We start from the raw sequence: 21,004 nt of genomic DNA, 5'->3' as shown, positions 1-21,004 counted from the left end.
ATTCAACCGCATTCAAATACAGAAACCCAAGATCAATCCCCTATGACCAGCGCTCCGCCCTTTGCGGACATGTATTTTTTTACCACCTCTTCCACACTGCCGGTCATATTGTGATATTCCAGACCCAATATATATCCATATTCCCGGCCGCTGAGCACGCAATGCACCACGCGCACGGGGACCGTGATGAAATCCATGCCGTAGCTTTCCCGGGACAGGGCAAAGCGGAGGCGGCAGGGGGTTTCATGGGGAAAGGGTCGCGGCGCGATCACGCCCACGCCGCCCAGGCTGATGTCCTGCGTGTGCACTTCAATGGGCGGCTGACCGGGAACCAGCAGATGCCCCGTACCGGAGATGAACTTGCGTGGAAAGCGGCGCCGGTCCATGCCGGCTGCGGGCCAACTGGCGTCTTCAGTTTCTGGAAACATAGGCGCGGGTTCCCGCTGGAATATGACGGGATCACAAGTGGAACGAGGTCGCCAGTATTGCGGCATCCCTTCGCCGGCCCATACGGCGGCTGCGCCCGCGAGCCCCACATATCACAGTCCAGCCACCATTGGCCGGACGTTTTCATGGATTCTGCAATCTGGGCCGGTTCAACTGCCGGAGCCCATCATCAAGGAAGTGGCCGCCATGAAGCGGCTGATGGTGGCCATGGTGTTGGGCGGCAAATTGACGAATTGCAGGCCCACCAGAAACCCACGCTGCCGGCCGCTCAATATGCTGTGAACCACCCGCACCGACACGGCCAGAACGTCCATGCCGGCCGGCTCGCGCGGCAGCGTGAAATGCATTTCGCACAGCAGCTCATAAGGCAAATTCAGCGGTGACACCACGCCCATGCCGCCCAAGCTGATGTCCTGCGTGTGCACTTCGAAGGCCGGACGCCCCGGCACCACCACATAACCGGTGCCGGAGAGGAATTTGCGCGGGTAAAGCCGCCTGTCCTCGTTCAGGTTGACCCAGGTAACGGCTTCTTCTGGTGCGGACATGACGACTCCCTTGACGACGGCGGCTCGGCCAGTGTGCTCAGCGATGCTTGAAGCTGGGCTTGCGCTTGGTCAGGAAAGCGTCCATGCCCTCCTTCTGGTCCTCCGTGGCGAACATGGAGTGGAAGAGGCCGCGCTCGTAGGCGATGCCTTCAGTGAGCGTGGTTTCAAAAGCGCGGTTGACGCAGTCCTTGGCCATCATCACCGCCGGCAGCCCCCAGCCGCAGATGGCGGCGGCGGCGGCCAGCGCCTCCTGCATCAACTGGCCGGCGGGTACCACGCGCGACACCAGCCCGGCGCGCTCGGCTTCCTGCGCGTCCATCATGCGGCCGGTGAGGATGAGGTCCATGGCCTTGCTCTTGCCGATGGCGCGGGGCAGCCGCTGCGTGCCGCCGGCGCCGGGCATGATGCCGATCTTGATTTCCGGCTGGCCGAACTTGGCCGTGTCGGCGGCGATGATGAAGTCGCACATCATGGCCAGCTCGCAGCCGCCGCCCAGGGCGAAGCCGGAGACGGCGGCGATCACGGGCTTGCGCACCTGGCGGATGGTTTCCCAGTTGCGGGTGATGAACCGGGTCTTGAACACGTCCATGAAGTCGCGCTTGGCCATGGCGGCGATGTCGGCGCCGGCGGCAAAGGCTTTTTCGCTGCCGGTGATCACGATGCAGCCCACCGCGTCGTCGGCGTCGAAGGCCAGGAGCGCCTGGCCCAGCTCGTCCATGAGCGGGTCGTTCAGGGCATTGAGCGCCTTGGGCCGGTGCAGCGTGATCACCGCCGTCTTGAGCGCGCCGTCCTCGCCGCCGTGCAGCGCCGTCATCAGGTTTTCGAATTCCATGGGGTGTCTTCTCTGTCGGGGAGTTCAGGTGCGGCGATGACTATAAGCGCCACACCCCGGGACCCGGGGAATTGACGGGGGAGGCTTCCCCCGCGGCCCCCGGCGGCGGCCGCCTTCAGCGCGACTGCAGCGGCAGCCGCTTGAGCCGCAGGTCGGCCCACACGTCGGCGGACTGGCGTATGAGCAGCCGCACGGGCAGGTATTGCAGCGACGGCGCAAACCAGGCCTCGGCCGTCATGACCTCGCCCGCCACGGGCTCGCGCCTGGGCTTCACGTGCACGGCGCTGAGGCGGCCCAAGGGGGTTTCGATCTCCTCCTCGCCCAACACGTCGTAGGTCCACGGGTCCAGCCGGCGCGGCAGCGCCAGGGGCAGCTCCACCGCGTTGCCGCGGCGCAGCAGCGAGGGCTGCAGCGTGAAAAGCCAGGTGAGCTGGACGAACTGGCTGGCCGAGTCCTGCACGCCGGCCATGGGCACGCGGCGCGAGCCGTTGGCCAGGACGATGGCGTCGTCCTCGAAGCGCACGGTGGCGCGGCGCGGGGAGAGAAAGCCCAGTTGGGTTTCCTCGTCGTAGCGGCGCGGGGACAGGCCGCGGCTGTTGACCTCGCCGTCGCTGGTCATGCGCCGCGTCATCAGCGGCGCGAAGCCGGGGCCCACCACCACTTCCAGCCGCACCTGGTAGCGCCTGTCCTGGCGCAGCCACAGCACGCGGGCGCTGCCGTGCACCTCACCGCGGTACCAGCCGCCGAGCTCGTATTCGAGCTGGGTGGAGGGCGGCCAGTCGCGCAGCGGGTCGGCGGCGGCGGTGGCGGCCGGGTCCACGGGCGCGACGGGGGCGGCGGAAGCGGCCGGGGCCGGCGGCAGCGGGGCGGAAGCGGCCGCGACGGCGGCAGGCGCGGACACCGCGGGCGCCGGGGGGGAGGCGGCCTCGGCCACGGTGGAAGCGGCCTCGGCCGGGGCGGAGGCCGCCGCCTGCGGCGCCGAGGCGGCGGCTTCGGCGGCAGCCGCGTCCTGGGCGGAAGGCTCCTGGGCGGTCGCCTGGGAGGCCTCCTGGGCGGCCTCTTTCGGCGGCTCTTGCGGCGGTTCCTCTCGCGGTGGTTCCTCGCGCGGCTTGGGCGCCGAGGCGGCCTCGGCCGGCTTGGGCGGCGCCTTGGCCACGGGGGGCGGCGGTGGTGGCTTGGGCGGTGCGGCGGGCGGCGGCGGCGGCACGGTGGGTGCGAGCTCGCGGACGAAGGCGACCTCGATCGGCGGCGGCGGGGCGTCGGCCTGCGGCAGCGACAGCGCGACCTCGTCCAGCAGCCGCACGTGCGCCAGCAGCACGGCCAGGGCCAGCAGGGCCAGGACGAGCAGGCGGCGGCGCGGGCGAAGCCGAGGCCTGAAGTTCGAGGGCATGGCGCGTCAGGCCGGCTGCTTCAGTACTTGCGGCGACGACGCACCGCCCGCCCTCACCCCAGCAGCCACGCCTTGCGCCGCGCCTTGGCCTCCTCGGCTGCGCCCTCGTCCACCGCCAGGGCGACGGTGCCCGGGTGGTCGGCGGGCGGCGCGACGTGGCAGGTCAGCACGCGCTGGTTGCGCACCAGCAGCAGCTCGAACGGGGCGCCCACGGTGAGCCATTGCTGCGCATCGTCCAGCCGGCGCACGCGCCAGCGGTCCACGGCCAGCAGCTCGTCCCCGGCCGACACGCCCGCGCGCTCCGCGGCGCTGCCGCGCAGCACCGCGCGCACCTGCACGCCCGTCACCGGCCCTTCGCTCAGGCGCAGGCCCAGCGCGGCGGCAAAGCCCTGGGGCTCGGCCTTCCAGGCCACGCCCATGCGCTCCAGCAGCGGGCGCACGTCCACGTCCTGCGTGCCGTGCACCCAGCGGCGCAGCTCCTCGGCCAGCGAGCGCCCGGCCACCTGCTGCACGGCCAGCGCGATGTCGTCCTCGCCGATGGGGCCGCCGCCGCTGTCGCGCCAGAGGGTGCGCATCACCTCGTCCAGCGAGCCGCCGCCGCTGCCGCGCAGCGTCAGGTCCAGCGCCAGCGCCACCAGCGCGCCCTTGGCGTAGTAGCTCACCGTGGCGTTGGGCGTGTTCTCGTCGGCCCGGTAGTACTTGACCCAGGCGTCGAAGCTGGACTGCGCCACGCTCTGCACGAAGCGCCCCGGCGTGGCCAGCACGCCGTTCAGGTTCTTGGCCACCAGCTTCAGATAGCGCGCCTCGTCGATGAGGCCCGCGCGCACCAGCAGCAGGTCGTCGTAGTAGGAGGTGAAGCCTTCGAAGAACCACAGGAGCTGGGTGTAGTTCTCCTGCGTGTAGTCCAGGGCGTGGAACTCGCGCGGCTTCATGCGCTTGACGTTCCAGCTGTGGAAGTACTCGTGGCTGATGAGGCCCAGCAGGGTGACGTAGCCGTCGGTGAGCGCGGCGGCGGGCGTGCCGCGGCGCGGCAGGTCGCGGCGCGAGGCGATCAGCGCCGTGCTGGCGCGGTGCTCCAGGCCGCCGTAGCCGTCTTCCACCACGTTGAGCAGGAAGACGTAGCGCTCAAAGGGCGCAGCCTCGTCCTGCGGGTGCCAGAAGGCGATCTGCGCCTGGCAGATGCGCCGCGCGTCGTTCAGCAGCCGCTCGCCGTCGAAGCCGGGCCAGGCGCCGGCCACGATGAATTCATGCGGCACGCCGGCCGCTTCGAAGCTGCCGCGCCAGAAGCGGCCCAGCTCGAAGGGGTGGTCGACCAGCTCGTTGTAGTCGGCGGCGGCGTAGGCGTGGGCCCCGGCGCCAGGCGCGGCGGACATGGCGGTGGCGACGTCCCAGCCTTCGGGCAGCGGGCCGAAGCTGATGCCGTGGGGCTCGTGCTCGCGGCCTTCGACGCGCAGGCACAGGCTGGTGCCGTTGAAGAAGCCGCGGTCGGCGTCCAGGAAGGCGGTGCGCACCGAGGTGTCGAAGGCGTAGGCCAGGCAGCTCACTTCCAGCGGTGCGCCGTTGCCGGCGGCGGCGTCGCAGCGCGCCACCCAGGTGGTCTTGTCCAGCTGCTGCAGCGGCACGTCGCGGCCGCCCTGGCGGGCGTGCAGCCCCGAGAGGTGGCGGCCGAACTCGCGCACCATGTAGCTGCCCGGTATCCACACCGGCAGGCTCAGCCGCTGCTCGGCGGCGGGTTGCGGCACGGTGAGCGTGACGCGCCAGAGGTGAGAGGCGGCGTCCTCGACGTCAATGCGGTACTGGATCATGGCTGCGGGCAATGGTCAGGCGTTGAACGGCAGGGCCGCCGCGCCGGCGCCCCGAGGAATGGGGCGTGTCGGGCAGCTCAGGTGCCCGCCGCGCCCAGGAAGCAGCTCAGCGCGCCCACGGCGGTGAGGCGAAAGCGCAAGGTCAGCCAGGCCTGCAGGCCCAGCGAGGGGTAGACGCGGCGGTCCACCAGGTAGCAGGCCACCAGCAGCACGCCCTGCAGCACCAGGCCGGCGTAGGGCGGCATCAGGAGCGCCACCCAGGCCAGCAGCGAGGGCACCACGCCCCAGGTGAAGAGGCGCGGCTGGCCGTGTATGAAACCCAGCCCCCAGTGGATGCCGCCGAGGAAGGAGACGATGAGCGCCGCGTAGGCGGCCAGCACGTCCACGACGTAGGGGTGCGCATCCGGACGGACGAACCACACCAGCAACGCACCGAGGACGAAGGGAATCAGTCCGGCATAGCCCAGGCGCAGCGCGGGCTGCACGGGCAGGTAGGGGCCGGATGGGGCGACGGTGACGGGCGTATGCATGTGCAACATTGTGCCGCCGCACCCCCTTGCGGCCGGCTGACCCGGTGGGCCCGGCGCGACACCGGCCGGTGTCCTGGCCGGGACGGCGGCCGCAGGGCCGATCAGGACTTGCGGGCGCTCTCGGCAAGCTGCTTCTCGACCTCGGCGGCGGAGACGGCGCCGGGCACACGGGTGCCGTCCTCGAATATCAGCGCCGGCGTGCCCTGCACGCGGTGCTTCTTGCCGAAGGCCACGTTGCGCTCCAGCGCGGCGGTGTCGCAGTCGCCGCCCATGCTGCGCGGCGGGGTGACGCCGCCCAACATCCAGTCGCGCCAGGTCTTGCCCTGGTCCTTGGCGCACCAGATGGCCTTGGACTTCACGTCCGAGTCCGGCCCAAGGATGGGATAGAGGAAGGTGTAGACCGTGACGTCCTTGATGGTGGCCAGGTCCTTCTCGAAGCGCTTGCAGTAGCCGCAGTTGGGGTCCACGAACACGGCGAGCTTGCGCGAGCCGTTGCCCTGCTTGATGACCACGGCGTCCTTGAGCGGCAGGCTGGCGAACTCGATGGCGGTGAGCTTGTTGAGCCGCGCCTCGGTGAGGTTGGTCTTGGTGCGGGTGTCGACGATCTGGCCCTGGATGAGGTGGTCGCCCTTGTCGTCGGTGTACATGACGTCGGTGCCGATGCGCACCTCCCACAGGCCCGGCACGGTGGTGCGGCTGACCTCGTCGATCTTGGGCAGGTTGGGCAGCCGCTCGGCGAGGTTCTTGCGGATCTGCGCCTCCTGCGCCACGGCGCCGAAGGCGGCCGCGGCCAGCAGCGCCGAGAGGGCCAGGCGTTGCAGGCCCCGGGGGGCGGCGGCGGGGGATTCGGTGCGCTTCATGGCGGCTCCTTAGGTGCCCAGGGCGCGGCCGGCGAGCCAGCGCTTGAGCGGCGTGAGTTGATTGACCAGGTCGAGGCCGCGGTTGCGCAGCTCGCGCAGCACGGGGGCGTCCTGTTCGAAGAGGTGCAGCAGGCCGTCGGTGAGCTGCTGCATGGCCATCGTCGGCACGGCGCGCTCGCGCACGTAGCGGCGCAGCAGCTTTTCGTCGGAAAGGGGCCGCCACGGCTCGCGCTGCGCGATGACCAGCGCCAGCGCCTGCACGTCGCCCAGGCCCAGGTTCAGGCCCTGGCCGGAGAGCGGGTGCACGGTGTGGGCCGAGTCGCCCAGCAGCACCCAGCCGGGGCCGCACAGGGCTTCAGCACGCGAGAGCTGCAAAGGCCAGCCGACGCGGGGGCCGTCCAGCTTCAAGGTGCCGGCAGCGCCGCCCGTGGCTTCATTCAAGGCGGCGTCGAAGTCGGCGTCGGACAGGGCCTGCAGGGCCTGCGCGCGCTCGGCGGGCATGGACCACACCAGCCCGTAGGAGCACCGCGGCTGCGGCCGGTCGAAGGGCAGCAGGGCCAGGATGTCGGGGCTGCGGAACCACTGCCGCGCCACGCCCTCGTGCGGCCGGTCGGCCACCAGGCGCGCGGCCACGGCGGTGTGGCCATAGGGCTTCACCTGGAAATTCACGCCGAGCGCCTCGCGGGTGGCGGAGTGCTTGCCTTCGCACAGCGCCGTGAGCGTGGCCTGCACTTGGGCGTCGGCCGGCAGCTCGGTGACGTGGGGGGCGAAGCGGATGGCGGTGGCCAGGGCTTCGTCCAGCGCCTGCGCGTCCACGATCCAGCACAGCGCGTCCACGCACTGGCCCCAGGCCGAGAACTCCAGGCGGCTGCCGTGGGCGTCGCCGTGCACCAGCATTTCGGAGACGGCGGTGGCGGCGTCGGCCGGCATCGCGTCCCAGACCTTCAGGTTGCGCAGCAGGTTCACCGCCTGCGCGTTGAGCGCGTAGGCGCGCACGTCCGGGCCGGCGCCGCGGGGCGGCGAGGCCAGCAGCGCGACGCTCAAACCTTGGCGGGAGAGCGCCAGCGCCAGGCTGCGGCCCACCGCACCGGCGCCGCGCACGGCGATGTCGTAGGAACTCATGCCAGGAATTGTAGGCAGCGCCGCCAACCCATCCTTTCAGGGGGATGCGCGGGTAGGATGCCGGCCCTCCCCCGTCCCCTCCGAGGCTTTATCCGTGAGCGACCTCTCCCTGCGCCTGCACTCGCTGTTTACGTATCCGGTGAAGTCCTGCGCCGGCATCGCGCTGCAGCAGGCCCACCTCACGGCCACCGGGCTGGAATACGACCGTGCCTGGATGCTGGTGGACGCGGACGGCGATTTCGCCAGCCAGCGCCAGTGGCCGCGCATGCAGCTCATCCGGCCCAGCTTCGAGGGCGACACGCTGCTGCTGCACGCGCCGGACATGCTGCCGCTGGCGCTGCCGCTGGAAGTCCAGGGCACGCCGCGCCAAGTGAAGGTCTGGGACGACGAGGTGACGGCGCTGGACCAGGGCGACGCCGCCGCGAACTGGTTCGAGGCCGCCGTGGGCACGCCGCTGCGGCTGGTGCGCTTCGACCCGGCGCAGCGCCGGCTGTCGCAAGCGAAGTGGAGCGCCGGCGTGGAGGCGGAGAACGCCTTCAGCGACGGGTTTCCCATCCTGGTGGCTTCGACGGCGTCGCTGGCTGAGCTGAACGCGCGGCTGGCGTCGCGCGGCCAGCCGCCGGTGACCCTGGAGCGCTTCCGGCCCAACGTGGTGCTGGACGGGCTGGAAGACGCCAACGGCGAAGACTTCATCGACACGCTGGATTTCGAAGGCGGCGTGCAGTTGAAACTCGTGAAGCCGTGCGTGCGCTGCTCGATTCCCAACGTCGATCCGGCCACCGCCGAGCGCGGCCACGAGCCGGGCGACACGCTGGCCACCTACCGCGCCGATGCGCGCATGAAGGGGCGCATCACCTTCGCCATGAACGCCGTGATCACGGCCGGCGTGGGCGCCGGGCTGCGCGTGGGCGAGGCGGTGGAAGCGGAGCTGGCCGTCTGAAGCCGCGTGAGAAACGCCGCGCCGGCGCCGCCGAGCAAGCCCCGTGCGGGGCTGGTCAAGGGGCCGGGCGACTAGAATTTCGCCCCTCTCCGGCCTCTTGCGCCGCCTTCCGCTTTTCAGCCTTCTTACCCGGAATCTCCCCATGAGCCTCAAGTGCGGCATCGTGGGCCTGCCCAACGTGGGCAAGTCCACCCTCTTCAATGCGCTGACCAAGGCGGGCATCGCTGCCGAGAACTACCCCTTCTGCACCATCGAGCCCAACGTGGGCGTGGTGGAGCTGCCCGACCCGCGGCTGGACAAGCTGTCGGAAATCGTGAAGCCGGAGCGCGTGGTGCCGGCCATCGTGGAATTCGTGGACATCGCCGGCCTGGTGGCGGGCGCGTCCAAGGGCGAAGGCCTGGGCAACCAGTTCCTCTCGCACATCCGCGAGACGGACGCCATCGTCAACGTGGTGCGCTGCTTCGAGGACGAGAACGTCATCCACGTGGCCGGCAAGGTGGACCCGATTGCCGACATCGAGGTGATCCAGACCGAGCTGTGCCTGGCCGACCTGGGCACGGTCGAGAAAAGCCTGCACCGCTACGTCAAGGCCGCGCGGTCGGGCAACGACAAGGAAGCCGCCGCGCTGGTCAAGGTGCTGGAGAAGTGCCAGGCCGCGCTGGACCAGGCCAAGCCGGTGCGCACGATTGACTTCAGCAAGGAAGAGCTGGTCATTCTCAAGCCGCTGTGCCTGATCACGGCCAAGCCGGCGATGTTCGTGGGCAACGTGGCCGAGGACGGCTTCGAGAACAACCCCTTCCTGGACCGCCTGCAGGAGTACGCCGCCAGCCAGAACGCCCCGGTGGTGGCCATCTGCGCCAAGACCGAGTCCGAGCTGGCCGACATGGAAGACGAAGACCGCGCCATGTTCCTGGCCGAGATGGGGCAGGACGAGCCGGGCTTGAACCGCCTGATCCGCGCCGCCTTCAAGCTGCTGGGCCTGCAGACCTACTTCACCGCCGGCGTGAAGGAAGTGCGCGCCTGGACCATCCACATCGGCGACACCGCCCCGCAGGCCGCGGGCGTGATCCACACCGACTTCGAGCGCGGCTTCATCCGCGCGCAGACCATCGCGTTTGACGACTTCATCGCCTACAAGGGCGAGCAAGGCGCCAAAGACGCCGGGAAGATGCGTGCCGAGGGCAAGGAATACGTGGTCAAGGATGGCGACGTGATGAACTTCCTGTTCAACGTCTGATCCCGCGCCGGCCGCTTGGGCGCTGAAAGCGCGCCCTGCCGCGCCGCCTCGCCAAGCTGCTACAGCCCCGCCCATCCTCGCGATGGCGGGGCTTTTCGTTGGGCGCTGCGCCGCCTGTAACCACTCCACGCCTCGCCGGTATAAGCCCCTGACAAGACAAAAACAGGGGGTCGACGTGGACGCAGAGGGAGCCGAACCGCCGTTGGCGCGCACCGTGGCGCAAGCCGCCGCGGGCGATCGCGCGGCCTACGCGGCGCTGGTGCGGCAGTTCCAGCGTCCGCTGTTCGCCTTCCTGGGCCGCATGGGGCTGCGCCAGGCCGAGGCCGAGGAACTGGCGCAGGACACCTTCATTCGCGCCTGGCAGCACCTGCCCCGCTACGACGCGGCGCAGGGCGCCTTCTCCACCTGGCTCTTCACCATCGCCCGCCGCCTGGCGCTCAACGCGCTGGACCGCGCCGAGCACCAGCGGCTGCAGGGCGGGCTGGACTTATCCGCCGACGACGGCGCCGCGGCGCCCGCGTGCGACGCCCCTGGCCCGGCGCAGGCCCTGCAGGCGCGCCAGGACGGCGCCGCGCTGCAGGCCGCGCTGCGCCGCCTGCCCCCGCACGACCGCAGCGTGCTGGCGCTGGCCTACGTGCACGAGCTGTCGCTGGCCGACGTGGCCCGCATCGAGGACTGCACGCCCGCCGCCGCCAAGGCCCGGCTGCACCGCGCCCGCGAACGGCTGCGCCAGGCGCTGGCCGACGCATCACACCTTCCCGCACGGGAGCAAGCATGAATCACCTGCCTGAGGACGACGAGCACTGGCTGGACGAGGCCCTGGACGCGCCGCTGCTGCCACCGCCCGCCGATTTCACCGAGCGCGTGATGGCCGCGCTGCCGCCACCGGCCGTGCCGCCCTCGCCCGTCGCCCAAGCACGGCAGCGCGCCGCGCGCTGGCTCAAGGCGCTGGCGCTGGCCGCCGGCGGCACCGCGGGGCTGGCGCAGGCGCTGTCCTTCGCCTGGGGCCTGTGGACGGCCACGACCCTGGGCGCGGGCTGAAGGCGCTGCGCATCACCGCCATTCCACCAGCCCGGGACGCGCACCGCACCGGGCCCGCCAAGACACATCGAGGAGAGGACGGAACCGTCATGAATCCGCTGGACCTGAACCTGCGCACCGCCGCTGCCGTGCGCCCGCAGCCGGCACGGGCTGCTTTGAAATCGCTGGTCCTGCCCGGGCTGGGGCAGTGGCACAACGGGCAGATAGACCGCGCGGCCTGGTTCTTCCTGGCCTTCGCCTTCCTGTGCGTGCCGGCCATGGCCGTGGTGGCGCTGTGGCTGCCGCCCTCCTGGACGGCGCCGGCGCTGGCGCTGGGGCTGCTGCTGACGCTGGGCGTGTGGGCGGGCTCGGTGGTGGACGCCTGGCGCACGGCGCGGCGCGGCGATCTGCCCGCGGCCGACCCGCTGCCCGGCCTCGCCACCGCCGGCACGCCGGTGTGGCGCATGGCGGGGGTGACGCTGCTGCTCGTCGTCCTGTTCGACGTGGTGGCACTGCCGCTGCTCATCATCACCGTGCGCGCCTACGTGGTGGAGCCCTTCCGCATCCCGTCCGGCAGCATGGCGCCGGCGCTGTGGCCGGGCGACTTCGTCTTTGCCGACAAGCGCTATGCCCGCAACTTCGGCGCACCGGTGCGGCGCGGCGACGTGGCCATCTTTACCTACCCCAACGACCGCACCATGCTCTACGTCAAGCGCGTGGTGGCGCTGCCGGGCGACAAGGTGCAGATGCGCGGTACCGAGCTGCTGGTCAACGGCGAGCCCTCGCCCGTGCCGGACGCGCCGCAGCCGCGGGCCGCCGAACTGCAGGCGGCGCGCGTGCCGCCGGGCAGCCTGTCGACTGACAAGCGGCCGGCGCAGTGGGACATGGTCGTCCCGCCGGGGCAGGTGTTCGTCCTGGGCGACAACCGCGTGGCCAGTGTGGACTCGCGCGACTTCGGCACCGTGCCCATGCACGACGTGGTCGGCCGCGTGCGGCAGATCTGGTTCTCCTGGGGCGCGGACGGCGTGCGCTGGCAGCGGCTTGGGCGCGTGGTGGACTGAGTAGTCTCCCGCTTAGCACTCCTACACCACGAGTGCTAATATTTTGGGAACCAAACGCACACCCCCCGTGTCTGAGCACTCCATGAACATGTCCTCTGCGAATGCTGTTGCTCTGCGTGATCCGTGGGCCCTGGTGCCGTCGCTCGGCAACCTGGACGCCTACATCACCGCCGTCAACCGGATCCCGCTGCTGACGGCTGAAGAAGAGAAGGACTGCGCCACCCGGCTGCGCGACCATGGCGACGTGCAGGCCGCCGGCCGCCTGGTGCTGTCGCACCTGCGCCTGGTGGTGTCGGTCTCGCGCCAATACCTGGGCTATGGGCTGCCGCACGGCGACCTGATCCAGGAAGGCAACGTGGGCCTGATGAAGGCCGTCAAGCGCTTCGACCCCGACCAGGGCGTGCGCTTGGTCAGCTACGCGCTGCACTGGATCAAGGCCGAGATCCACGAGTACATCCTGCGCAACTGGCGCATGGTCAAGCTGGCCACGACCAAGGCGCAGCGCAAGCTGTTCTTCAACCTGCGCTCGCTCAAGCAGGGTTTCAAGAACGAGGCCGAATCCGGCCGCAGCTGGCGCAATTCGCTCAGCGGCGACGAGGTGCGCACGGTGGCCGAGCAGCTCAACGTGAAGGCCGAGGAAGTGCGCGAGATGGAAACGCGCCTGTCCGGCGGCGACGTCGCGCTGGAACCCCAGGGCGACGACAGCGAGGAAATGACCTTCGCCCCCATCGCCTACCTGGCCGACGAGGCAAGCGAGCCCACCCGCGTGCTGGAGGCGCGCCGCCGCGACGTGATGGCCAGCGACGGCATCCTGCGCGCGCTGGACGCGCTGGACGCGCGCAGCCGCCGCATCGTCGAGCAGCGCTGGTTGCAGGTGAATGACGACAACTCCGGCGGCAAGACACTGCACGAGCTGGCCGAGGAGTACGGCGTCAGCGCCGAGCGAATCCGCCAGATCGAGGTCGCGGCCATGAAGAAGATGCGCAAGGCCATGGAGGCCACGACGGCCTGAACGGCGGCGCCGCGCAGGCACCCTGCTTCTTCAAGTCTGCCCAAACGACGACGGCCCCCGCGGGGGCCGTCTGCTTTTGTGGCGCCTATCCGCCGCCGTTCAGGCCGGGGCGGTGTTGGACAGCAGCTTCTTGATGTCGTCGGCCAGTGCCTGCGGACCACCGGCACCGTAGCGGCTGAACAGGCGCACGCGGCCTTGCGGGTCATAGATGTAGCTGCCGGCGGTGTGGTCCAGGGTGTAGGCGTCGTCGGTCTTGCCCGGCACCTTCATGTAGAAAACCTTGAACTCGCGCGCCAGCGCCTTGAGCTGCGTGGGCTCGGGGCGCAGGGCGATGAAGCCGGCGTCGAAGTTTTTCACGTAGGCGCTCAGCAGCTCCGGTGTGTCGCGCTCGGGGTCCAGCGTCACGAAGATGCCTTGCACCTTGTCGCCGTCGGCACCCAGCGAACGCTTGACCTCGGCCAGCTCGGCCAGCGTGGTGGGACACACGTCCGGGCAATGCGTGTAGCCGAAGAAGACCACGACCACCTTGCCCTTGAACTCGGAAAGCGTGCGCACCTTGCCCTGGGCGTCCGGCATCTCCAGCTTGCCGGCGTAGTCGGCGCCGGTGATGTCCACGGCGTTGAACGTGGCGACGGTGGCCTTGGGCTGAGCGGCCTCGCCGCCGCTGCCGCCGCGATCGCAACCGGACAGGGCCAGCAGCAGGGAGGAGACACCGGCCAGGGTGAAGCTGCGGCGTGAGGCGCGATGGGTGATGCAGCGTGAGGTCACAGGGCTATCCATGGGCTCAGGTAGTGGTCCAGCAGCAGCGCCGCGAACAGCAGCGACAGGTACAGGATGGAGAAGCGGAAGGTCTTGCGCGCTTGGGCGTCGCTGTAGTCACGCCACAGTTTCCAGGCGTAAGCGATGAAGAGGCCGCCCAGCACCAGCGCGGACACGAGATAGGTCAGGCCGCTCATGCCATAAAGCCAGGGCAGCAGCGTGGCGGCCAGCAGCACCAGGCTGTAGAGCAGCACCTGCAGCCGCGTGAACTCCGAGCCGTGGGTGACGGGCAGCATGGGCAGCCCGGCGCGGCGGTAGTCCTCGGTGCGGTACAGGGCCAGGGCCCAGAAGTGCGGCGGCGTCCACAGGAAGATGATGAGGCACAGCATCAGCGCCTCCGGGCCCACGTCGCCGCGCACGGCGGCCCAGCCCAGCACCGGCGGCATGGCGCCGGAGGCGCCGCCGATGACGATGTTCTGCGGCGTCATGGGCTTGAGCACCACCGTGTAGATCACGGCGTAGCCGACGAAGGTGGCGAAGGTCAGCACCATGGTCAGCGGGTTCACGAAGGCCCACAGCAGCGCACTGCCCGCGGCGCACAGCAGCGCGGAAAAGAGCAGCGTCTGCCGGTTGCCGAGTTGCCCGCGCGCGGTGGGCCGCCAGGCCGTACGCGACATGCGGGCGTCTATGTGCTGCTCCACGACACAGTTGAAGGCAGCCGCGGCTGCGGCCACCAGCCAGATGCCGGCCGTGGCCGCCAGCACCGTGACGGCCGGCGGCAGCCCCGGCGCGGCCAGCAGCATGCCTATGAGGGCACAGAACACGATGAGCTGCACCACGCGCGGCTTGGTCAGCGCATAGAACTGGCGCCACAGCGGGATGTGTACCTGCGAGGCGTTGCGCACGGCAGCGGCGGTGCCGGCCACGGGTGGAGAGGTCACGGAGGAATGGGTTGCGCTTTGGGTCATGGGTATCTCACTCCGGGAGCCAGTGCGGGCTGCGTACCGCGGCGAGCGGGTAAAACTTGGCGCGCGCCGCGGTGGGCACGCATGAGCATCATGCTCAGGATCACGATCAGGGCGGCGGCGCCGCCGGTGTGGCCCACGGCGGCCAGCAGCGGCCAGCCCAGCACCACGTTGGACACGCCGCTGGCAAGCTGCCACCCGCCCACCGCGAGCAGCGCGCATGCCCAGCGCCGCGCCTGTGCCTCATCCAGGCGCCACAGCCGCCAGGCCATCAAGACCAGCGCGGCGAGCACCGCCAAGGCCATCAGCCGGTGCGTGAAGTGGATGGCGGTGAGTGCGGCAAACGGCAAGTAATCACCGTCGCCGGTATTACCCAGTGCACGCTGCAAAGTGAAACCGTGCTGGAAGTCCATGTCCGGCCACCAGCGACCCTGGCAGGTCGGGAAATCGCCGCAGGCCAGCACCGCGTAGTTGGTGCTGACCCAGCCGCCCAGAGCCATTTGCGCCACGGCCAGGGCGGCCAGCGCCCACAGGCCACGGCGCAGGCCGGCGGGCAACGCCAGCGGGCGGCTGTCCGGCCCGTCGAAGGCCTGGGATTGCGCGGCCAGCAGCCCCAGCAGCCCCAGGCCGCCGAGCAGGTGCGCGGTGACGATGGCCGGGTAGAGCTTCATGGTCACCGTCAGCGCGCCGAAGGCGCCCTGCATGCACACCCACAGCAGCGTCGCGCCGGCCCACCAGGGCGAAATCACGCCCGGCGTACCGCGGCGGTGCAGCCGCCAGCTCATGGCGGCCAGCACCGTGATCAGCACCCCGACGGCGGTGGCGAAGTAGCGGTGCAGCATCTCTATCCACGCCTTGGCGTGCGTCACCGGTCCGTCCGGCAGCAGCGACTGTGCGGCGGCGATGTGGTGCTGCGCACCCAAGGGACTTGCATTGCCGTAGCAGCCGGGCCAGTCGGGACAGCCCAGGCCGGAGTCGGTGAGCCGGGTGAAGGCGCCAAAGAGCACGAGGTCGAAGCACAGGAACAGCGTGAGCGCGGTGAGTGCGCGCAGCCGCGCCGCGGAGCCGCGGTGGCGCAGGGCGATCCAGGCCAGCGGCACCAACGCCAGCACGGCCCCCAAGAGGGCCATGCGCAGCAGCGGCGAGAGGTCCCAGGCGGCAACGGTCGTCATGGGCGACCTCAGCGTCCTTCGCGATCCCAACTGGCCGAGGCGCGCAGCAGCCGCTCCAGGTCACGCTTGAGCTTGGCGGGGTCGGGGCGCAGGGGGGCGCGCATCATCCACTGCCCCATGGGATCGACGATGTAGATGTGCGAGGCCAGCGACTCGCCCGGCGCAGGCTGCAGCCACTGCGCCACCTGCATGGCGTCGGCACGCAGGATGTGCGCGGCGCCGGTGTCCTGCACTGCCTTTTGCAGCGCCGCCGGGGGCATCTGCGTGTCGGTGACCAGCCAGACCTTGTCGATGCGCTCGCGCTCGCGGCCGGTCATCTCGCGAAGCTGGCGCTGCAGGTAGAGCAGCTTTTCGCAGTCGCTGTCGCAGTCGCCGCTGCCGGCCACGACCAGCAGCCACTGGCCCTTGAGCGAATCGGCCGGCACGCTCTGGCCCTCCAGCGTGCTCAGCGTGAGCGCGGGCATGGGGTGCGGCGGCTCAATCAGCGCGGCGTAGTTGCTGCGGCCCTCGGGGCGGACGACGAAATAGGTGAAGTAGGAGGCGACCACGGGCGAAGCGCACACCAGCAGCACCAACAGCATCTTCAAACGCCCGCTGCGCGTGCGCCGCGCCTGCGCGTCGAGCTCAGGCCGGGGCATGGAATGCACCGTCAGGCCCAGCGGCTCAGGCGGCACGCCGGCGGGGGCGGAGGAGTTGGAACCAGACATAAAGACCCGTGATCAGCGCCGCCAGTGAGAACCACTGGACGGCATAGCCGTAGTGCTTGTGCACGTCCACCGCCGGCAAGGGCCAGTGGCGGCGCAGCCCGTCATCGGCAACAGGCGCCGCCGCATCATCGAGCTGCAGCAGTGTGAGGGGACGCAGCGAGAGGTGGGTCTCGTGCGCAAAGGCGTCCAGGGCGAGATTTTGACGGATGGGGCCTGTCTCACTGCCCTGCGGGGTGAATTCGTAGAGGCGGGCCGGCGAGCCCTCTATGCGCGCCGTAATGGCCACGGGCTGCGCCGGCGTGGGAATGGCCGGCAGCCGGGTACGCTCCTGCATGTCGCGCGGCACCCAGCCGCGCTGCACCAGCACCGCGCTACCGTCGTCCAATTGCAGCGGCGTGAGGACGAAGAAGCCGGGACGCGCGTCCATCTGTCGGTTGTCGAGAAAGACCGTGCGTTCCGCCAGCCAGCGGCCCTGCACGATGACACGCCTGTGCAGTTGCTGTTCGGCTTGCTGTGGCGTGCGAGCCAGGCCGGACGCGGGCAACGGGGGCAGTGCGGCATGGGCATCGACGGCCTGCTGCAACGATTCCTTTTGCGCCGCACGGTCCAGTTGCCACCAGCCCAGCCGAGCGGTCAGCGAGGTGCCCAGCACGGCCGCCAGCGCCACCACCGTCCGCCGCGCACGCAGGCTCAACATGGACACCGGCCCGCGAGCGGGGCGGTGCCAGAATGGCCGCCCATGAAGTTCATCATCGTGCTGGTGCTGCTGGGCATCTTGGGCGCACTGGCCAGCGCCGGCGTGCTGATGCTGCGCAAGCGGCCGCCGGAAGCGGGAACGGCCGGACAGCCCGATAAACGCATGGCGCGCGCGTTGGCGCTGCGGGTTGGGCTGTCGGTGGCGCTGTTCCTGTTCATTCTTTTCAGCTACTGGATGGGCTGGATACAGCCCACCGGCCTCCCCGTGGCGCGCTGAGGGCCTGGCGCCGCGCCTGGATGGCGTTGACGGGCGCGCAATTGCGCGCCCTGCGGCTTCAGAGCCAGTAGACCAGCAGGTACAGGCCCAGCCAGACCACGTCCACGAAGTGCCAGTACCAGGCCGCGCCCTCGAACCCGAAGTGGCGTTCGGGGGTGAAGTGGCCCTTCATCAGCCGCAGCGTGATGAACAGCAGCATCAGCATGCCCACGAAGACGTGGAAGCCGTGGAAGCCGGTGAGCATGAAGAAGGTGGAGCCGAAGATGCCGGAGCTGAGCTTGAGGTTGAGTTCCTGATAGGCGTGGTGGTATTCGAAGGCCTGCACGCACAGGAAGGTCGCACCCAGCAGCACCGTGAGCCACATCCAGGCAATGGCCTTGGCGCGGCGGCCAGCGATGAGGGCATGGTGGGCGATGGTCAGCGTCACGCCGGAGGTCAGCAGCAGCGCGGTATTGATGGTGGGCAGCGGCCACGGGCCTATGGTGCTGAAGGGCTCGACGATGCCGGCCGGCGAGGCAGTATTGCCGGGCTGGTCGGTGGGCCAGGCGGCCTTGAAGTCCGGCCACAGCAGGCTGTTTTCCAGGCTACCCAAGGTGGGCACGGTGTAGAAGCGCGACCAGAACAGCGCGCCGAAGAAGGCACCAAAGAACATCACCTCCGAGAAGATGAACCAGCTCATGCTCCAGCGGTAGGAGATGTCGATGTTGCGGCCGTAGAGGCCGCCTTCGCTCTCGCGCACCGCGTCGCTGAACCACTGGAACATGACCACGGCCCACCACAGCAGGCCGAACAGCAGCGAGTAGGCGCCCCAGCCATGGCCGTTGATCCATTGGGCCGCGCCCAGGATCACGAAGAACAGGCCAATGGCCGTCATCAGCGGATGCCGTGACGGACTGGGTACGAAGTAGTTGGGCACGCTGCCTTGGTGCGTCACTGCGGACATGCTTGCTCTCTCCTCGACGGTTGCTGTTGTGTCGCGGGTCAGCCGGCCACGCCGCTGCCCACCACCCATCTCACCAGCAGCACCAGCAGCGCCACGAACAGCGCCGCGGCCACGAGGCCGGCGACGATGACGTGTTGCGGCTTGAGCTGGCTGACATCCTGTTCATAGTCGCTGGCGCGGCGCACGCCGAAAAAAGACCACGCCACGGCCTTGAAACTGCGCAACCACGAGCCCCGGCGGCGCAGCGCCCGCCCCGCATCGCCATGGTCGGGGCGGCCGTTCACAGCCGTGGCTCCGCGCGGGCCGCCGCGCTCTTGCCCACCACTTCAAAGAAGGTGTAGGACAGCGTGATGGTCGTGACGTCGCGAGGCAACTTGGGGTCGATCACGAAAGCCACCGGCCACTGCCGCGATTCGCCCGGCGCAAGCGTGTACTCGTTGAAGCAGAAACACTCGACCTTGTTGAAGTAGGCCGTGGCCTGCTTGGGCGCATAGCTGGGAATGGCCTGCGCCGTCATGACGCGCGGCTGGCGGTTGCGGAATTCGTACATCACGGTGGCAAGCTCACCCGGATGCACCTTGAGTGTGGCCAGCGCGGGTTTGAAGTCCCAGGGTCCACGCGCATTGGCATCGAATTCCACGGTAATGGTGCGGCTGCGATCAACCTGGCTGTTGGCCAGCTGCGCGCTTGGGCGGCCAAATCCGGCGGCCTGGCGCTCCGACAGCGACAGCACGTTGATGCCCAGCGCCTCGCAGATGTGCTTGTACAGCGGCACCAACGCGTAACCAAAGCCGAACATCAGCACCGCCACCAGCGTGAGCTTGCCCACCATGCGCAGGTTGTCGCGGCGCAGGCGGGCGTGGCGGCGGGTGTCCATGCGCTGTGCTTTCCTGAGGTTGCCGGCTCAGGGGCCCAGCAGCACGATCTTGGCGACGTAGCCCGCGGCAAAAGCCGCGGCAACAGAGGCCAGGATCAGCGCCAGCCGCACGTTGCCGCGGCGGCGCTGCGCGTGCAGCTCATCGTCGCTCGGCGTGGTCACGACGTGCTCCATGCCGCGTTCAGCCCACCACGCGCGTGGCCGTGGCGTCGAGTTGCGGCGGCTTCTCGAAGGTATGGAAGGGCGCGGGTGACGGCACCTCCCACTCCAGCCCCTCGGCGCCGTCCCAGGGACGCTGCGGCGCAGGCTGTCCACGGCCGCGCATCATGGGCAGCACCACAAAAACGAAGAAGTACACCTGCATCAAGCCGAAGCCGAAAGCGCCGACGGAGGCCAGCGCGTTGAAGTCGGCGAACTGCATGGGGTAGTCGGCGTAGCGGCGCGGCATGCCGGCCAGGCCGAGGAAGTGCATGGGGAAAAAGGTAACGTTGAAGAAGATCAGCGAGCCCCAGAAGTGCAGCTTGCCGCGGGTCTCGGAGTACATCGTCCCGGTCCACTTCGGACCCCAGTAGTACACGCCGGCGAAGAGCGCGAACAGCGATCCTGCCACCAGCACATAGTGGAAGTGGGCCACGACGTAGTAGGTGTCCTGCAGCTGTATGTCCACCGGCGCCATGGACAGGATCAGCCCCGTGAAGCCGCCCATGGAGAACACGAAGATGAAGCCCACGGCAAACAGCATGGGGGTCTCGAAGGTCATGGAGCCGCGCCACATGGTGGCAACCCAGTTGAACACCTTCACCCCCGTGGGGATGGCGATGAGCATGGTCGCGTACATGAAGAAGAGCTGTCCCGTCACTGGCATGCCGGTGGTGAACATGTGGTGCGCCCACACGATGAAGGACAGGATGGCGATGGACGCGGTGGCGTACACCATGGAGGTGTAGCCGAAGAGCTTCTTGCGGGCGAAGGCCGGAACGATCTGGCTGATGATGCCGAAGGCCGGCAAGATCATGATGTAGACCTCGGGGTGGCCAAAGAACCAGAAGATGTGCTGGTACATCACCGGGTCGCCGCCGCCGCCGGGCTGGAAGAAGGCGGTGCCGAAGTGGCGGTCCGTGAGCGTCATGGTGATGGCGCCGGCGAGCACGGGCATCACGGCGATCAGCAGATAGGCCGTGATCAGCCAGGTCCAGCAGAACAGCGGCATCTTCATCAGCGTCATGCCCGGCGCGCGCATGTTCAGGATGGTGACGATGATGTTGATGGAGCCCATGATGGAGCTCGCGCCCAGGATGTGCATGGCGAAGATGCCGGCGTCCATCGAGGGGCCCATCTGCAGCGTCAGCGGCGCGTAGAGCGTCCAGCCGGCTGCCGGCGCACCGCCGGGCATGAAGAAGGACGACACCAGCATCACCGCTGCGGGCACCATCAGCCAGAAGCTGAAGTTGTTCATGCGCGCAAACGCCATGTCAGGTGCACCGATCTGCAGCGGCACCATCCAGTTCGCGAAGCCCACGAACGCCGGCATGATGGCGCCGAACACCATGATGAGGCCATGCATGGTGGTGAACTGGTTGAACAGCTGCGGGTTGACGAACTGCAGCCCGGGCTGGAACAGCTCCAGCCGTATCAGCAGCGCCAGGATCCCGCCCACCATGAGCATGGTGAAGCTGAACAGCAGGTACAGCGTGCCTATGTCCTTGTGGTTGGTGGCAAAGAGCCAGCGCCGCCAGCCGTGCGGATGGTCGTGATGCTCGTCGTGGGCGGCGCCGTGATGGGGCAGAACTGCGCTCATGGAGGCTTT

The 21,004-nt window shown here is 69.3% G+C and carries 25 protein-coding genes; 7 read left to right on the top strand and 18 right to left on the bottom strand.

Annotated features, from left to right (window positions below; all coding sequences use genetic code 11):
• Positions 1-32: 32 nt before the first annotated feature.
• From ALA01S_RS14145 to ALA01S_RS14110, 8 genes are all read right to left on the bottom strand, one after another.
• The gene (locus ALA01S_RS14145; protein WP_066337449.1) at positions 33-386 is read right to left on the bottom strand and encodes a PilZ domain-containing protein; all 354 of its coding nucleotides are present in this window, start codon (positions 384-386) and stop codon (positions 33-35) included.
• Positions 387-596: 210 nt separating this feature from the next.
• Positions 597-992, bottom strand: a complete 396-nt coding sequence (locus ALA01S_RS14140; RefSeq protein ID WP_066337447.1) for a PilZ domain-containing protein — start codon at positions 990-992, stop codon at positions 597-599.
• A gap of 37 nt (positions 993-1,029) precedes the next feature.
• Entirely contained in the window at positions 1,030-1,806 is a 777-nt protein-coding gene (locus tag ALA01S_RS14135) for an enoyl-CoA hydratase (RefSeq protein ID WP_238455800.1), read from the bottom strand.
• A gap of 133 nt (positions 1,807-1,939) precedes the next feature.
• Positions 1,940-3,214: a DUF3108 domain-containing protein gene (locus ALA01S_RS14130; RefSeq protein WP_066337444.1), complete on the bottom strand. Its 1,275-nt coding sequence runs from the start codon at positions 3,212-3,214 to the stop codon at positions 1,940-1,942.
• Positions 3,215-3,267: 53 nt separating this feature from the next.
• Complete coding sequence (locus tag ALA01S_RS14125; RefSeq protein WP_066337442.1) at positions 3,268-5,019, bottom strand: M61 family metallopeptidase; 1,752 nt, start codon at positions 5,017-5,019, stop codon at positions 3,268-3,270.
• A 77-nt stretch (positions 5,020-5,096) separates the two neighbouring features.
• Positions 5,097-5,549 (bottom strand): DUF3429 domain-containing protein, encoded by a 453-nt coding sequence (locus tag ALA01S_RS14120; protein ID WP_066337436.1) that lies wholly within the window; start codon positions 5,547-5,549, stop codon positions 5,097-5,099.
• A gap of 101 nt (positions 5,550-5,650) precedes the next feature.
• On the bottom strand, positions 5,651-6,409 hold the full coding sequence (locus tag ALA01S_RS14115) for a DsbC family protein (RefSeq protein WP_066337435.1): 759 nt from the start codon (positions 6,407-6,409) through the stop codon (positions 5,651-5,653).
• 9 nt (positions 6,410-6,418) lie between these two features.
• Positions 6,419-7,531, bottom strand: a complete 1,113-nt coding sequence (locus ALA01S_RS14110) for an FAD-dependent monooxygenase (protein WP_066337434.1) — start codon at positions 7,529-7,531, stop codon at positions 6,419-6,421.
• A 94-nt stretch (positions 7,532-7,625) separates the two neighbouring features.
• Here ALA01S_RS14110 and ALA01S_RS14105 point away from each other — a divergent pair, with 94 nt between their 5' ends.
• The 6 genes from ALA01S_RS14105 to rpoH all read left to right on the top strand — a co-directional run bounded on the left by ALA01S_RS14105 (position 7,626) and on the right by rpoH (position 12,801).
• Complete coding sequence (locus tag ALA01S_RS14105; protein WP_066337432.1) at positions 7,626-8,471, top strand: MOSC domain-containing protein; 846 nt, start codon at positions 7,626-7,628, stop codon at positions 8,469-8,471.
• A gap of 142 nt (positions 8,472-8,613) precedes the next feature.
• Complete coding sequence (gene ychF, locus ALA01S_RS14100; protein WP_066337430.1) at positions 8,614-9,708, top strand: redox-regulated ATPase YchF; 1,095 nt, start codon at positions 8,614-8,616, stop codon at positions 9,706-9,708.
• A gap of 175 nt (positions 9,709-9,883) precedes the next feature.
• Positions 9,884-10,486, top strand: a complete 603-nt coding sequence (locus ALA01S_RS14095; RefSeq protein WP_169805921.1) for an RNA polymerase sigma factor — start codon at positions 9,884-9,886, stop codon at positions 10,484-10,486.
• Positions 10,483-10,749, top strand: a complete 267-nt coding sequence (locus ALA01S_RS14090; RefSeq protein ID WP_066337428.1) for a hypothetical protein — start codon at positions 10,483-10,485, stop codon at positions 10,747-10,749. Before ALA01S_RS14095 ends, ALA01S_RS14090 begins: the two co-directional genes overlap by 4 nt.
• 89 nt (positions 10,750-10,838) lie before the next feature.
• On the top strand, positions 10,839-11,789 hold the full coding sequence (lepB, locus tag ALA01S_RS35330; protein WP_066337427.1) for a signal peptidase I: 951 nt from the start codon (positions 10,839-10,841) through the stop codon (positions 11,787-11,789).
• Positions 11,790-11,871: 82 nt separating this feature from the next.
• On the top strand, positions 11,872-12,801 hold the full coding sequence (rpoH, locus tag ALA01S_RS14080; protein ID WP_066337425.1) for an RNA polymerase sigma factor RpoH: 930 nt from the start codon (positions 11,872-11,874) through the stop codon (positions 12,799-12,801).
• A 99-nt stretch (positions 12,802-12,900) separates the two neighbouring features.
• Here the strand turns inward: rpoH and ALA01S_RS14075 are convergent, their stop codons facing one another.
• The 5 genes from ALA01S_RS14075 to ALA01S_RS14055 are packed head-to-tail and all read right to left on the bottom strand — an operon-like array spanning position 12,901 to position 17,101.
• Complete coding sequence (locus ALA01S_RS14075; RefSeq protein ID WP_238455797.1) at positions 12,901-13,569, bottom strand: SCO family protein; 669 nt, start codon at positions 13,567-13,569, stop codon at positions 12,901-12,903.
• Positions 13,566-14,528: a heme o synthase gene (cyoE, locus tag ALA01S_RS14070; protein WP_084267548.1), complete on the bottom strand. Its 963-nt coding sequence runs from the start codon at positions 14,526-14,528 to the stop codon at positions 13,566-13,568. Before cyoE ends, ALA01S_RS14075 begins: the two co-directional genes overlap by 4 nt.
• Positions 14,525-15,697 (bottom strand): COX15/CtaA family protein, encoded by a 1,173-nt coding sequence (locus ALA01S_RS14065; protein ID WP_066337421.1) that lies wholly within the window; start codon positions 15,695-15,697, stop codon positions 14,525-14,527. The genes cyoE and ALA01S_RS14065 overlap by 4 nt, the downstream gene beginning before the upstream one ends.
• A gap of 8 nt (positions 15,698-15,705) precedes the next feature.
• Positions 15,706-16,404 carry an SCO family protein gene (locus ALA01S_RS14060; protein ID WP_066337418.1) on the bottom strand — a complete coding sequence of 233 codons (699 nt, stop codon included), beginning with the start codon at positions 16,402-16,404 and terminating at the stop codon, positions 15,706-15,708.
• On the bottom strand, positions 16,361-17,101 hold the full coding sequence (locus ALA01S_RS14055; RefSeq protein WP_066337416.1) for an SURF1 family protein: 741 nt from the start codon (positions 17,099-17,101) through the stop codon (positions 16,361-16,363). The genes ALA01S_RS14060 and ALA01S_RS14055 overlap by 44 nt, the downstream gene beginning before the upstream one ends.
• A 42-nt stretch (positions 17,102-17,143) precedes the next feature.
• Here ALA01S_RS14055 and ALA01S_RS14050 point away from each other — a divergent pair, with 42 nt between their 5' ends.
• Entirely contained in the window at positions 17,144-17,377 is a 234-nt protein-coding gene (locus ALA01S_RS14050) for a twin transmembrane helix small protein (RefSeq protein ID WP_066337415.1), read from the top strand.
• 58 nt (positions 17,378-17,435) lie between these two features.
• Here ALA01S_RS14050 and ALA01S_RS14045 read toward each other — a convergent pair whose 3' ends face one another.
• From ALA01S_RS14045 to ctaD, 5 genes are read right to left on the bottom strand one after another with little or no spacing between them, the layout of a single operon-like run.
• Entirely contained in the window at positions 17,436-18,320 is an 885-nt protein-coding gene (locus ALA01S_RS14045) for a cytochrome c oxidase subunit 3 (protein ID WP_066337412.1), read from the bottom strand.
• 38 nt (positions 18,321-18,358) lie between these two features.
• On the bottom strand, positions 18,359-18,604 hold the full coding sequence (locus ALA01S_RS14040; RefSeq protein ID WP_066337411.1) for a DUF2970 domain-containing protein: 246 nt from the start codon (positions 18,602-18,604) through the stop codon (positions 18,359-18,361).
• Complete coding sequence (locus tag ALA01S_RS14035; RefSeq protein WP_066337410.1) at positions 18,601-19,197, bottom strand: cytochrome c oxidase assembly protein; 597 nt, start codon at positions 19,195-19,197, stop codon at positions 18,601-18,603. The genes ALA01S_RS14040 and ALA01S_RS14035 overlap by 4 nt, the downstream gene beginning before the upstream one ends.
• Positions 19,198-19,224: 27 nt before the next feature.
• Positions 19,225-19,359, bottom strand: a complete 135-nt coding sequence (locus ALA01S_RS34415; RefSeq protein ID WP_373862993.1) for a cytochrome oxidase small assembly protein — start codon at positions 19,357-19,359, stop codon at positions 19,225-19,227.
• Between the two features lie 19 nt (positions 19,360-19,378).
• Complete coding sequence (ctaD, locus tag ALA01S_RS14030) at positions 19,379-20,995, bottom strand: cytochrome c oxidase subunit I (RefSeq protein ID WP_066337408.1); 1,617 nt, start codon at positions 20,993-20,995, stop codon at positions 19,379-19,381.
• Positions 20,996-21,004 lie beyond the last annotated feature (9 nt).

This window comes from Azohydromonas lata NBRC 102462, from assembly GCF_001571085.1.
GTDB classification, from domain to species: Bacteria; Pseudomonadota; Gammaproteobacteria; order Burkholderiales; family Burkholderiaceae_C; genus Azohydromonas; species Azohydromonas lata.
This window is presented reverse-complemented; position numbering and strand designations above follow the sequence as displayed.